Annotated in this window: 13 protein-coding genes; 4 read left to right on the top strand and 9 right to left on the bottom strand. The window is 66.7% G+C overall.

What is annotated here, in order from left to right; all coding sequences use genetic code 11:
- Nucleotide 1: 1 nt before the first annotated feature.
- From VUN84_14170 to VUN84_14160, 3 genes are read left to right on the top strand one after another with little or no spacing between them, the layout of a single operon-like run.
- Nucleotides 2–439, top strand: coding sequence for a MaoC family dehydratase (locus VUN84_14170; protein ID XAS63432.1), 438 nt, complete (start codon nucleotides 2–4; stop codon nucleotides 437–439).
- 4 nt (nucleotides 440–443) lie between these two features.
- Nucleotides 444–1727: an MFS transporter gene (locus VUN84_14165; protein XAS63431.1), complete on the top strand. Its 1284-nt coding sequence runs from the start codon at nucleotides 444–446 to the stop codon at nucleotides 1725–1727.
- 49 nt (nucleotides 1728–1776) lie between these two features.
- Nucleotides 1777–2844: a UDP-N-acetylmuramate dehydrogenase gene (locus VUN84_14160; protein XAS63430.1), complete on the top strand. Its 1068-nt coding sequence runs from the start codon at nucleotides 1777–1779 to the stop codon at nucleotides 2842–2844.
- Nucleotides 2845–2932: 88 nt separating this feature from the next.
- Here the strand turns inward: VUN84_14160 and VUN84_14155 are convergent, their stop codons facing one another.
- Nucleotides 2933–3412, bottom strand: a complete 480-nt coding sequence (locus tag VUN84_14155; GenBank protein XAS63429.1) for a hypothetical protein — start codon at nucleotides 3410–3412, stop codon at nucleotides 2933–2935.
- Nucleotides 3413–3485: 73 nt separating this feature from the next.
- Here VUN84_14155 and VUN84_14150 point away from each other — a divergent pair, with 73 nt between their 5' ends.
- The gene (locus VUN84_14150) at nucleotides 3486–4589 is read left to right on the top strand and encodes a winged helix DNA-binding domain-containing protein (protein XAS65868.1); all 1104 of its coding nucleotides are present in this window, start codon (nucleotides 3486–3488) and stop codon (nucleotides 4587–4589) included.
- Nucleotides 4590–4602: 13 nt separating this feature from the next.
- On the opposite strand, the gene asd is transcribed toward VUN84_14150, so the two are convergent.
- From asd to VUN84_14110, 8 genes are all read right to left on the bottom strand, one after another.
- The gene (gene asd / locus VUN84_14145) at nucleotides 4603–5745 is read right to left on the bottom strand and encodes an aspartate-semialdehyde dehydrogenase (GenBank protein XAS63428.1); all 1143 of its coding nucleotides are present in this window, start codon (nucleotides 5743–5745) and stop codon (nucleotides 4603–4605) included.
- A gap of 266 nt (nucleotides 5746–6011) precedes the next feature.
- On the bottom strand, nucleotides 6012–6230 hold the full coding sequence (locus VUN84_14140) for an NF038396 family protein (GenBank protein ID XAS63427.1): 219 nt from the start codon (nucleotides 6228–6230) through the stop codon (nucleotides 6012–6014).
- A 4-nt stretch (nucleotides 6231–6234) separates the two neighbouring features.
- Nucleotides 6235–6822, bottom strand: a complete 588-nt coding sequence (locus VUN84_14135; GenBank protein XAS63426.1) for a dihydrofolate reductase — start codon at nucleotides 6820–6822, stop codon at nucleotides 6235–6237.
- A complete protein-coding gene (locus VUN84_14130; protein XAS63425.1) occupies nucleotides 6819–7622 on the bottom strand; it encodes a thymidylate synthase in 804 nt (267 codons plus the stop codon). The genes VUN84_14135 and VUN84_14130 overlap by 4 nt, the downstream gene beginning before the upstream one ends.
- 100 nt (nucleotides 7623–7722) lie before the next feature.
- On the bottom strand, nucleotides 7723–8700 hold the full coding sequence (locus tag VUN84_14125; protein XAS63424.1) for an NUDIX hydrolase: 978 nt from the start codon (nucleotides 8698–8700) through the stop codon (nucleotides 7723–7725).
- Nucleotides 8701–8710: 10 nt separating this feature from the next.
- Complete coding sequence (locus VUN84_14120) at nucleotides 8711–10975, bottom strand: RNA degradosome polyphosphate kinase (GenBank protein ID XAS63423.1); 2265 nt, start codon at nucleotides 10973–10975, stop codon at nucleotides 8711–8713.
- Between the two features lie 115 nt (nucleotides 10976–11090).
- Entirely contained in the window at nucleotides 11091–12056 is a 966-nt protein-coding gene (mshD, locus tag VUN84_14115; protein ID XAS63422.1) for a mycothiol synthase, read from the bottom strand.
- 248 nt (nucleotides 12057–12304) lie between these two features.
- A complete protein-coding gene (locus VUN84_14110) occupies nucleotides 12305–13003 on the bottom strand; it encodes a response regulator transcription factor (GenBank protein ID XAS63421.1) in 699 nt (232 codons plus the stop codon).
- Between the last annotated feature and the right edge of the window lie 167 nt (nucleotides 13004–13170).

The following is a 13170-nucleotide window of genomic DNA, read 5'->3' as shown; positions in this document are numbered from 1 at the left end:
CATGACACCCGTACTTTCAGATCTCGCCGTCGGACAAACCATCGGCAGCCGCAGCATCGACGTCACCCGCGCGGACCTCGTCAAGTACGCCGGCGCGTCCGGCGACTTCAACCCCATCCACTGGAACGAGGCCTTCGCCACCGGGGTGGGACTGCCCGGTGTGATCGCCCACGGCATGTTCACCATGGGCTCCGTCGTCCAGTTGGTAACCGACTGGGCCGGCGACCCCGCCGCCGTCGTCGATTTCCAAACCCGCTTCACCAAACCGGTTCCGGTGTCCGATACCACAGGAACGGCCGAGGCCGGCGCCGTGATTGAGGTCAGTGGCGCCCTTGGGGCGCTCGACGCCGGGGCAGGCACCGCCCGCGTGGACCTCACCGTCACCTCGGGTGGCCAGAAGGTGCTGATGAAGGCCCAGGCCGTCGTCAGGCTGGCCTAGCCGCATGGCCGATGCCGTCGAGGTCGGCACGGGCCAGGCTGCTGAGATTACGCACTGGCGCAACGCGGTCGTGGTTGCGTACGCGGTCAGCGGCATCGCGTTCGCCACCTGGGTGTCCCGGCTGCCCGCCATCCGCGACGGCCTGGACCTCACGCCTGGCAGTGTGGGGCTGCTGCTGCTCTGCATGACCCTGGGTTCGTTTCTTTCTGTTTCCGCGTCCGGGCTGATCGTGCTGCGGTTCGGGTCCAAGCAGACCATCCGGATCGGCAGCATCATGGTGGGCGCCGGTCTGGTGCTCGCGGGCCTGGGAACTTCCGTCCTGGTCAACCCGCTGGCCGTTGCCGCAGGTTTGGCCGTCATTGGGCTCGGCACCGCGAGTTGGAATACCGCATCCAACGTCGAGGGAGCCGCGGTGGAACGGGCGGTGCGCCGGCACATCATGCCGCGGCTGCACGGCGCGTTCAGCCTCGGCACTGTCGCCGGCGCCGCGACGGGTGCGTGGGCCGCGGGGGCCGCCGTGCCCGTCTTCTGGCACTTCGCCGCAGTGGGGCTGCTGGTCGCGGGTTCCGTGGCCGCAGCCGCCGCGTGGTTCCGCGCGGACATCACACCGGTCGACGTGCGGCGGACGTTCCAGGCAGCCGGGCCGGATACGTTCGAGGACCCCTCCACCGGACCCATCCCCTTGGTCAGGCCGGACCGCCCCGAGGCACCGCTGGACAGCAAGCGCCAGATAGCCCAGGCCTGGCGGGACCGCCGGACCCTGCTGCTCGGGGTGCTGGTGCTGGGGCTGGCCCTGGCCGAGGGGGCTGCGGGGGACTGGGTGGCCCTCGCGCTCGCTGACGGCCACGGCCAGTCCGACGCCGCGGGCGCCGCGGGCTACGGACTTTTTGTCACGTTCATGACCGTAGGACGCTTCGCCGGCACCGTGGTTCTGGACCGTTTTGGCCGTGTCCCGGTGATGCGGTGGTGTGCGGCCCTGGCCGTGCTGGGCCTGGGTTTGTTCGTCTTTGCACCTGTGCCGTGGGTGGCCTATGTGGCCCTGGCAATCTGGGGGCTCGGCGCCTCGCTCGGTTTCCCGGTGGGCATGTCTGCTGCCGCCGATGATCCCGTCAAGGCCGCCGCCCGGGTGTCCGTGGTGTCCACGATCGGTTACGGAGCATTCCTTTGTGGCCCGCCGCTGCTGGGCTTGCTGGCAGAGCACATCGGAATCCTGCATTCCCTCCTGGCCGTGATGGTAATGCTCGTGGTCAGTTTCCTGCTCTCGCCGGTCGCCCGGAAACTGCCCTAGGAACCGGGGCTGCCTAGGGCAGTCCGGTCAGGGCGGCTAGGCTGGTCAGGTGACCCAGACACTGCTCTCCGCCCTGACCACCGCCGCCGTCGGAGGCCCCGCCGGTTGCTTCATCGAGGCCCGGACCGAGGCTGCGATCATCGACGCTGTCCGCTCGGCGGACGCTGCCGGTGGGCCCCTGCTGATCATCGGCGGCGGCTCCAACCTGCTGGTATCCGACGCCGGGTTCCCCGGCACCGTCCTGAAGATCGCCTCGGAAGGGTTCACGGTCAACGCGGAGGACTCCTGCGGAGGTGTCGCCGTGGTGGTTCAGGCCGGCCACAACTGGGACGCCCTGGTTGAACACGCCGTGCTGCACGCCTGGTCCGGAATCGAGGCGCTGGCCGGCATCCCCGGCGCCACGGGCGCCACCCCGGTTCAAAACGTCGGGGCCTACGGCTCGGACGTTTCCCAGACCATCGCGGCCGTACGTACCTGGGACCGGCAACGCAACGCCGTGCAGACCTTCACCAGCTCAGAGCTTAAGTTCGGCTACCGCGATTCCATCCTCAAGCAGACCACCGTCAACGGCTCCCCGCGCTACGTGGTGCTCACCGTGGAGTTCCAGCTGCCCCTGGGCCGGATGAGCGCCCCCATCCGCTACGCCGAGTTGGCCCGCGCGCTGGGCGTGGAAGTAGGCCAGCGGGCCTACGCCAACGACGTTCGGCGCGAGGTCCTCCGGCTCCGGGCCAGCAAAGGGATGGTTTGGGACGCCGCGGACCGGGACACGTACTCCACCGGCTCGTTCTTCACGAACCCGATCGTGCCGGCGGACGTGGCAGCCGGGCTTCCGGACGGTGCACCCCGCTACCCGGGCGGTACCGACGGGCTGACCAAGCTGTCGGCGGCCTGGCTGATCGACCAGGCCGGCTACGGCAAGGGGTTCGGGCTCGAGCCCGGCAGCGTCGCCGGCGGCCGGGCATCGCTGTCCACCAAGCACACCCTGGCGATCACCAACAGGGGAACGGCGAGCACCGCGGACATGCTGGCCGTCGCCCGTGAGGTGCGCCGCGGCGTCGTCGAACGTTTCGGCATTGAACTGCACCCGGAACCGCTGCTGATCGGTGTGGAGCTCTAGGGAGCGGAACCCGCCTGCTCCGCAGGTGACCCCTGGCGTCGTTCGACCGCCGGGAACCGGTGGACGGCGCCGTGCACGCTGTTGCCGCTCAGTTCCCGCTGCGGCCCCCTACGACCCGGCTGAACAGCATGAAGGTGAAGCCGGAAGCGGCGGCACCCAGGAAGAAAACCTGGCAGAACGCCACGGACTGGTCACTGGGTCCGCTGCGCAGCAGTAAACCGGCGAGTGCGAAGACGACGGCCCCGGCCAGCAGCGCCAATGAGCCGAGCAGGAAACTCTTCACGGTATCGGGCAACTCGCCCGGGTGGTGGCCGGCCGGCGCGTCAAGGGAATCCTGTTGCAGAGACCTGGGTTGGACGGAGGCGGCCGTGACAAAGCTGGCCACCGCTACCGCCATGGACACGACGGATACGAGCTGCATGGTGCTCATCAGGGGCGAGAGCCGGGTGCCGCTGGCGATGGCGACGGTGAGTCCGGCGGTCATGCCGGCGGCGCTGGAAACCCAGCCAAGCAGGGCCAGCCTCCTGCTCAGGGGCCGCAGCAAGGGCCACATCTCACTCAAGGTCATCCCTCAAGGGTAGGCAGTCCGGCTGGACGGCGGCTGTGAACGGCCCGTCCGTCGTCCTAGCATGGTGTGCATGATGGCAGCGGCGCGCACCAGATTAAGCAAGGGGATCCTTGGCCGGCTGCGGCTGGCCTCGCAGGGCCTGGCCGGGCCCGGACTCGGCAGCGCCCCGGCCGCCGTGCGCTGGATGGCCGCGATGCAGGCGCAGGATCTGCAGTCCGCACTCTGGGCAGTCGGCCAGCGTGTGCCGGGTTCCCGCATCGCCGAGGTCCGCAGCGCCCTTGACCGCGGGGAAGTAGTCCGTTCCTGGCCAATGCGCGGCACCCTGCACCTCCTGGCTCCCGAAGACCTGAAGTGGGTGTTGGCCATCACCTCAGAGCGGCATATCCGGGGCATGGCCGGGCGCCACCGTGAGCTGGGCATGTCGGCCCCTGACGTTGACGCTGCGGCGGAAGCCGCACTGGAGCTGGTCGCGGGAGGCGCCGCCGCCAGCAGGGCGGAAGTGTTCCAGGCATTCGAACGCGCAGGCCAGCCGGCGGGCGGCCAGCGTGGCATTCATCTGCTGGGAATGCTGTGCCAGCGGGGCTTGCTGGTGCAGGGCCCGCTGGCGGGAAACCAGCAACTGGTGGTGGCTTTCGATGACTGGATTCCGGAGTCGCGGATTCTGGACCGCGAGGAAGGGACCGCCGAGTGGTTGCTGCGCTACCTGCGCAGCCACGGCCCCGCCACCGTGCGGGATTTCTCCTGGTGGTCCGGAATTGCCTTGATGGAAGTCCGCGCTGCCCTGGCTCTGGTGCGTGGCCAGCTGGAGGAGTTGGAGTTCGAGGGCATCCGCTACTGGCTATCCCCGGAGACAGCAGCATTGTTGGACGGGGGCGTTCCGGCCGGGCGGGGAGTGCTGGCACTGCCGGGATTTGATGAGTTCCTGCTGGGCTACGCCGACCGGTCGCTGGTGCTTGCGCCCGAACATGCCAACAGGGTCGTCCCCGGCGGCAACGGGATCTTCCGGCGGACGATGATTGCAGGCGGCCGGGTGGTTGGCACCTGGGCTGTCTCCCGCACCGGCCGGACCGCCATGGGGGTGCCCGAACCGTTCGACGACGTTCACGGGCTGCGGCCCGCAGCCCAAAGATCCTTTGAGCTGCAGGCCGCGAAGTACCGCAGATTCCTCGGCACCTGAACGGGGCAGGGTCCTAGAGGTTGCCGGTGGCGATCTTGAGCATGCGGCGCAACGGTTCCGCCGCACCCCAGAGCAGCTGGTCGCCGACGGTGAAGGCGCTGATGTACTGCGGCCCCATCTCCAGTTTCCGGAGGCGGCCCACCGGGATCTTCAGGGTCCCGGAGGCTGCCACGGGCGTGAGCTCCTCCATGGAGGCTTCCTTCGTGTTGGGCACCACGGTGGCCCACTCGTTGTCCGCGTCCAGGAGCTTCTCGATCTCAGGGACGGAAAGGTCCTCGCGCAGCTTCAGCGTGAGCGCCTGCGAGTGCGAGCGCATGGCACCGATGCGGATGCACAGGCCGTCCATGATGATGTGCTCGTCGCCGGAGGTGCCAAGGATCTTGTTGGTTTCCTTCCCGGCTTTCCACTCTTCCTTGGACTGGCCGTTGCCGAGGTCCGCGTCGATCCACGGGATCAGCGACCCGGCCAGCGGCACGCCGAACTGGGTGGCGTCGATGCCGCTGCGCTGGTGCGCCAGGACCTTGCGGTCGATCTCCAGGATGGCCGACGCCGGATCGCTCAGTTCGGAGCTGACCTGGGCGTTGAGCGTGCCGAACTGGCTCAGCAGCTCCCGCATGTGCCGGGCACCGCCGCCGGAGGCAGCCTGGTAGGTCATGGAGGTGCCCCACTCGACGAGCCCGTTCTTGAAGAGTCCGCCGAGGCCCATGAGCATGCACGAGACCGTGCAGTTGCCGCCGATGAAATCCTTGGTGCCGTTCGCGAGGCCTTTGTCGATGACGTCGCGGTTAATCGGGTCCAGCACGATGATCGAATCGTCGTTCATCCGGAGGGTGGACGCAGCATCTATCCAGAGACCGTCCCAGCCGCGGCTGCGCAGCGCGCTGTGAATCTGCTTGGTGTACTCACCGCCCTGGGCGGTGACGATCATCGGCAGCTTGGCGAGGGTCTCGACGTCGAACGCGTCCTCCAGCCTGCCGGTGTCACCCCCGGCGGGACCAGCCAACGAAGGGGCGGGGCCTCCGGCGTTGGAAGTGGAGAAGAAAACCGGGTTGATGGTGGCGAAGTCGCCCTCATCCTGCATGCGCTGCATCAGGACGGAACCGACCATGCCACGCCAACCGACCAGTCCAACGGACGGGGTAGCTGCTGTAGTCATTCGCCCAGTTTAGACTTTCCTGGCTTCGCGGCGCAGCCGGTTACGTCACCGCTCAATTAATCTGCCGGGCCGGGCTCGGGACTGCCGCTTCGCCGACAGCCGGGAAAGGGTAGGTGCTGTCGGGGAAGTTCTCGTGGGTGACCTGGTCCAGGCGGGGTTTTCTTCGAACCACCGGCGGGCCTGGTCGTCGGTGGCAGCGAAGCGCGGTTTGGGCAGGCCCTTCAGCCGCCGAAGTCTGCTGGCAGTGAACTCTTGGAGCGGCGCCTCTATTCGCCCGTGCGCTCCGTGAGGAGGGCGTGCTTGCGCCGGCGCAACGCCCACACCGCGCCGAAGGCGAAGGCCTGGGTGATCACCACCAACACGATCGCGCCGATGATCTTGTTGCCGCCCAGGATCATGGTCAGTCCTACAATCGCGGAGAGCAGCGCCAGCAGCGGCAGCAGCATGTAGCCCAGGACAAAGAGGGTTTCGGGTTTCTTCAGCATTGCTTTAGTGCTCCCTCCGGCGCCAGACGCTGATGCGGTAACGCGTGCCGTTGCCGGCGGTCTCCCAGCCGTCCACCGGCAGGCTGCCCTCCAGGGTCCAGTCGTAGTCGAGGTCCGGCGCGAACGTGTCGCCTTCCGTGGCGGTGTCAATGGTGGTGATCACGGCGACATCGGCGAGGTCCATGGACTGCGCAAAGATTTTGCCGCCGCCGATGATCCACACCATCTCATTGCCCGGCGCAAACTGGGACTCCAGCAGCGCGTCATCCAGGGACCTGACTGCAGTGGCACCCGCGGCCGCCGGAGTTGCCCCCCAGCCTTCCTGGCCGGTGATGACGATGTTGGTCCGCCCGGGCAGGGGGCGGTATTTGTCCGGAAAGGACTCCCACGTCCTGCGGCCCATGATCACGGGGTGGCCGGTGGTAAGCCGGGTGAAGTGCGCCATGTCTTCGGGGAGGTGCCACGGCATGCCACCGTCCCTGCCGATGACTCCGGTACTGGTTTGGGCCCAGACCATGCCAAGTCCTGCGAGGGCGGCCAGCTTGTCGGGAAAGTCTGCGGGCTGCTCGCCCGGCATGGTGTCATCGCTCATACGGCTATCGGGGCCTTAATCGTCGGGTGGTGCTGGTATCCGGTCACTTCGAAGTCATCGAGGGTGTAATCGAAGATGGAATCGGGCTTCCGGATAATGTTCAGCTGCGGGTACTCGTAGGGCTCGCGCGCAAGCTGTTTGAGGACCTGGTCCATATGGTTGTCGTAAATGTGAACGTCGCCGCCGGTCCAGACAAACTCGCCCGGTTCCAGCCCGGTTTGCTGCGCGATCATGCGGGTCAGCAGGGCGTAGGAGGCGATGTTGAACGGCACGCCCAGGAAGGTGTCCGCGGAGCGCTGGTACAGCTGGCAGGAGAGCTTGCCGTCGGCCACGTAGAACTGGAAGAACGCGTGGCATGGCGGGAGGGCCATGTCCTTGAGTTCGGCGACGTTCCAGGCCGAGACGATGTGCCGCCGGGAATCCGGGTTGGTTTTGAGGTTTTCCATCAGTTCGGCGATTTGGTCGATGTGGTCACCGTCCGGGGTCGGCCAGGAACGCCACTGGACGCCGTAGACCGGGCCAAGCTCGCCGTCGGCATCTGCCCATTCGTTCCAGATGGTGACGCCTTGGTCCTGCATCCATTTCACATTGGTGTCCCCGCGGAGAAACCACAGCAGTTCCACGGCGACTGACTTGAAGTGCACGCGTTTGGTGGTGATCAGCGGGAAACTCTTGCTCAGGTCGAAGCGCATCTGCCGGCCGAACACGCTCAGGGTACCGGTGCCGGTCCGGTCCGATTTGTGCGTGCCGTGGTCCAGGACATCGCGCAGGAGGTCTTCATAGGGCGTTGGGATGCTCACCGACCCAGTCTATGCACCGGCATGGAATGCCCCAAGATTCGCCGGCAATGTATCAGGTACGTGATGCATTGCCGGCGGTTGAGGGACGGGCTCAAGGACCTCAGTCGTCGAAGGGCCTGAACCGTTCGACCGCGACGACCTTGTTCTTGCTGTGGTGGGCAACGTGGCACACCACGATCTCGCCGGGGGCCAGGAACGGGTCGGAGTCCGGCAGTTCGGCGCGGAGCCGGGATCCCATATGCTTGCCGAGCTGGGCAAATACCGTGGGCAGGGCCGGACGGTGGGTGCACACCGCCACAGCCCGCTGCTTATCGAAAAGGTTTTCGACGGCGGCGGCGGTCCTGTGCGGGTGGCGGTTGTGCCGGTGCTCCGTGAGGGCCTCGTTAAGCTTCACCTTCGCCTCCGATGCTTTGGCATAGGGGGCGATGGTGGCGACGCATCGAAGCCAGGGGCTGGAGACAACGCGCATGGGTTTCCAAGCCTGCAGGAGGCGTCCTACTGCCTGGGCCTGCCGCATGCCGGTGGCGGCGAGCGGCCTGTCCCCTTCGGCTTTGGACCAAGAGGAGCGCGGCTTGGCTTTGGCGTGGCGCACAATCACGAGCGGCCAGGTCTTCAGCTCGCCGCGGGCGTGGGCGGCCACCAGAAACTCCAGCGGGGCAACGTCGCCCGGGTTGCTGAGCAACCGGGCAGCCTTCTCCGGCGAGCACCACATGAGGCTGTCCACCTCTTTGCCATCGGGCAGGAGCGCGGCGCCGTTGACGTCAACAGCCCAGTAGTGGACCACCTTCCGGCCGGCGGGAACCTGGTAGTGGATGGCGGGCAGGGGGATGCCCAGCGGGGCTTTCAGCCCGATTTCCTCATCGACCTCCCGCGCGGCACATTCGGGCACGGTCTCGCCGGGGTCGATTTTGCCTTTGGGCCAGGACCAGTCGTCATAGCGCGGACGGTGGATCAGCAGGACCTCGAGTTGGCCTTGGTCGCCCGGGCCCACCCGCCAGGGAAGGGCTCCCGCAGCGACCACCGCAATTGCATCGCCGGAGTGGTCTGTTTGGTCGGCAACCAGTGAATCGCTACTCAAGCCAGAGCCCCTACCGCAGACCAGACGACCGCTGCCGCGAGCGCGAGTTGAGCAGCCAGGACTGGATGTCCTCGAGATCGGACCCGTCTTCTGCGAGGTGGTGCCGGGTCCAAACCGCCGCATTGTCCAGATGCCAGCTGGCGGTTTCCGGATTCATGTAGCGGCGCAGCAGATCCATGACGTAGGTGGTGTCGTCGCCGCTGGTGAGCTGGACCAGGGCCTCCACCCGGCGGTCAAGGTTCCGGTGCATCATGTCGGCTGAACCGATGTAGACCACGGGGTCCCCGCCGTTGGCGAAGGCGAATACGCGCGAGTGCTCCAGGAAACGGCCCAGCACAGACCGGACGGTGATGTTGTCGCTGAGTCCGGGCACCCCGGGGCGCAGCGAGCAGATCCCGCGGACGATGATGTCCACCGGAACGCCGGCCTGGGATGCCCGGTACAGGGAATCGATGATGGCTTCGTCCACCATGGAGTTGACCTTGATCTGCACGCGGGCGGTGAGGCCGGCCTTGGCGTTGCGGATCTCGGTTTCGATCCGGTCGATCAGGCCGGAACGTACCGACCGCGGGGCCACCAGGAGACGCTTGAACGTGGACTTCGGGGCGTAGCCGGAGAGCTGGTTGAAGAGCTTGGACAGATCCTCGCCCACCTGTTCGTTGGCCGTCAGGAGACCCAGGTCCTCGTAGTAGCGGGCCGTGCGCGGGTGGTAGTTTCCGGTGCCGATGTGGCAGTAGCGCCGGAGCCCGTCCACTTCCTGGCGTACCACGAGGGAGAGCTTGCAGTGGGTTTTGAGGCCCACGATGCCGTAGACCACATGGACGCCGGCCTGCTCCAGTTTCCGGGCCCACGAAATGTTGGCCTGCTCGTCGAAGCGGGCCTTGATCTCGACCAGGGCCAGGACCTGCTTGCCGGCCTCGGCGGCGTCGATCAGGGCATCGACGATCGGCGAATCGCCCGAGGTCCGGTACAGCGTCTGTTTGATGGCCTGGACCTTGGGGTCCGAGGCCGCCTGCTCCAGGAACGCCTGCACCGAGGTGGAGAAGGAGTCATACGGGTGATGCAGCAGGATGTCACGCCGGCGCATGGCGGCGAAGACGTTCGCTGCCTTGGACGTTTCCGATTCGTTCAGGTGCCGGGAGGTGTGCGGGACGTGCTTGGGGTAGTGCAGGTCGGCGCGGTCGATTCCGGCGATGACTGAGAGCCCGCGGAGATCCAGGGGTGCGGGGACCGAGTACACCTCCGACTCTTCGACGCCGAGTTCGCGGATCAGCAGCGCCCGGATGTTCGGATTGATGTCGGTGGTGACTTCGAGCCGGACCGGGGGGCCGAAGCGGCGGCGCAGCAGTTCTTTCTCGAGAGCCTGCAGCAGGTTCTCGGCGTCGTCCTCTTCGACTTCGACGTCCTCGTTGCGGGTGACGCGGAACGTGTGGTGCTCGAGCACCTCCATCCCGGCAAACAGCTGGTCGAGGTGGACGGCGATGACTTCCTCGAGGGCGATGAAGCGGGCCACCCGCCCGGGCACCGATCCGGCGCGGGGGCCGTCAATGGAGATCAGCCGGGGGAGCTGGTCCGGGACTTTCAGGCGGGCGAACAGTTCTTTGTCGCTGACCGGGTTGCGGACCACGACGGCGAGGTTCAGGGACAGCCCCGAGATGTACGGGAACGGGTGGGCCGGGTCCACGGCCAGCGGGGTCAGGATCGGGAAGACCTTCTCCGCGAACATGGCGCTGAGCTGGTCCTTGGCCTGGGAATCGAGCTCGTCCCAATGCATGAGATGGATGTGCTCGTAGGCAAGCGCCGGTCGGATTTGCTCTGCGTAGACGCGGGCGTGGCGCTGCTGCAGCCGATGGGCTTCATCGCCGATCTGTTCCAGCACCTGCATCGGGCTGAGCCCGGCGGGGGAGGGAACAGCCAGACCGGTGGCGATCCGGCGCTTGAGCCCGGCAACGCGGACCATGAAGAACTCATCCAGGTTGGACGCAAAGATGGAGAGGAAGCTGACGCGTTCCAGCAGGTGCAGGTTCGGATCCTCGGCGAGTTCCAGGACACGGGCGTTGAACGAAAGCCAGCTTAGTTCGCGGTCCAAAAAGCGGTCAGGGCTGAAATCACCTTCCGGCTCCAGGTTGGGCGCAAACTCAGGAATGTCGATCCGGTCCTGGGTGGCACGCGAGGCGGGCACTTCGGAAGAGCCAAACCGGGCACGCGCGGGCCGGACTTTCTTGTCCGACGTAGCGACCTCAGACGTGGCGGTCCGGGCAGATTCCCCTTGCATGGTCTCTCCTAATGCTGGCGCGATTTGCTTCAACCTTACAAGCATTCAGGCTGCGGTCAGCTTTCAGAGATCCAGATTTCCCCCGGCGGACATCTGTCGTACGCCGAATGGATTTTTACTCCTCCAGCGGGGCATACATGACGTCGACGTCCCAACGGGTGAAGCCCAGCCGCCGGTACAGTGAAACTGCCGGAAAGTTGTCCGCGTCCACATACAGCATCACGGCGTGCAGACCCTGCTGCTGCAGGTGCCTGATGCCTGCCACCGTCAGGGCTTTTCCCAGCCCGGTACCCTGCGCATCGGGGGTCACACCCACCACGTACACCTCGCCGATCGCCGGATGACCGCCCTGGCGGGGGTGCACCTTGGTCCAGTGGAAGCCAAGGATCCGGTCCGCAGGGTCGACGGCCAGCAGGAACCCCGCGGGGTCGAACCACGGCTCGGCCATCCTGGCGTCCAGGTCGCCCCGGGTCATATTCCCCTGCTCCGGATGGTGCGCGAAGGCGGCGCGGTTCGCGGCAAGCCAGGGGTCCTCGTCCCGGCCCGGGACGAAGGGGCGCAGCATCACCCCTGCCGGCACCGGGACGTCGGGCAGGTCAGCGGCGGCGGTGGTGAGCCGCATCTTCCAGAGTTCCCGGACGGCCCCGTAGCCGTAGCGTGCGGCGAGGTGTGCCGCGGCTTCGTGGTTGCCGTGGGACCAGGCCTTAAGGCCCGGGAAGCCGCGGGTGCTCTTAAGTTCGCGGACCAGCCGGTCCGCGACGCCCTGGTTCCGGTAGCTGGGGTGGACGGCAATCTCCAGCACGCCGGTACCGTCCGGTTCCTCGATGACGACGGCGATCCCGGCCAGGTCCTGGGCCGTCGCCGGGTCGGACCCTTCGTCGGGGCTGTACAGGGCGAGGGTCAGCACCGAGTGCCCGCCGTCGCCGGCTCGCAGGGTCACGAGCGTCTGCTCCGACAACGGCGGATTTGCGTCGGATTCCTCGGCGGCGGCCGCGAGGGCTCGAACATCTCGAAGGAGCTGCGGATCCGCGGTTCCTTCGGCGGAGAGCACGGGCCAGTTCTCAGGATGCGCAGGACTCATGCTGCAAGGCTATACGGTGCCGCCCTCGCGGGCCCGATTTGGCGGTTCCCGGAACTGTTGCGTATAGTCGCTATCTCATCCGGCTGACCGGTTCAGAAGCGTTTCTTCTGGAAAAGCCAGTACTGGTGCGAGGGGGATCCACCACTGGGGTGGCCTCGATACGTTCGACCCGTATGTCCTCCACTGAAACGAGAAAGCCCCGGACCTTGCTCCGGGGCTTTCTGCGTTGCCGGGCGCCTCGGTCCGGTCTAGGCCTCGGTGAATTCTTCCTCCGGCTGCCGGACCAGGGTCAGGCGGTACCCGACGTTGCGGACCGTGCTGATGAGGTTCTCGTGGTCGGCGCCGAGCTTCGCCCGCAGGCGCCGGACGTGGACGTCCACCGTGCGTGTCCCGCCGTAGTAGTCATAGCCCCACACCTCCGTCAACAGCTGCTGACGGGTGAAAACCCGGCCGGGATGCTGGGCCAGATACTTGAGCAGTTCGAATTCCTTGAATGTCAGGTTGAGCGGTGCACCGTTGACCCTGGCGGTGTAGCTGGCTTCATCGATGACGACACCGGCCGCGCGGATCTCGCTCGGGGCCTCGTCCCTGTCCGGCACGGCCCGGGCCACACCCAGCCGGATCCTGGCTTCAACCTCGGCGGGCCCGGCGGACTCCAGCACGATGTCATCAACTGCCCAGGCCGAGGACACCGCGGCCATGCCGCCCTCGGTCAGAATGAGCATGAAGGGGGCACTCAGGCCGGTAGCCTTGAGCAGCTGCGTCAGGGAACGTGCTCCGACGAGGTCTTTGCGGGCGTCCAGCAGGACGATGTCGCACGGGTCTGTCTCCAGCAGCGCCGTCGGTTCGGCGGGGAGAATGTGGACCCGGTGGTTCAGGAGTTCCAAAGCAGGCAGGACGTCCACCGATGAGCCGGTGCTGTTCGTCAGTAGCAGGATGTGCGACATGTTTCCTCCAAGGGGTGTCCGCGCATCATTGGGCGTCTCTAGCTGGGTTTGAGTATACCCAAAGGCCCCTTCCCGGACACTCTTCCGTCACCTGCATTCGGCCCCTTTGCGACACAAAACGGTCATATAGGGCAGGATTGGACCGTCGGGGCCCGCAGCCCCCTGAC

It is taken from the genome of Micrococcaceae bacterium Sec5.8, assembly GCA_039636775.1.
GTDB lineage: Bacteria > Actinomycetota > Actinomycetes > Actinomycetales > Micrococcaceae > Arthrobacter.
Note: the sequence above shows the minus strand (reverse complement) of the source record. Positions and strands in the feature narration are given on the sequence as shown.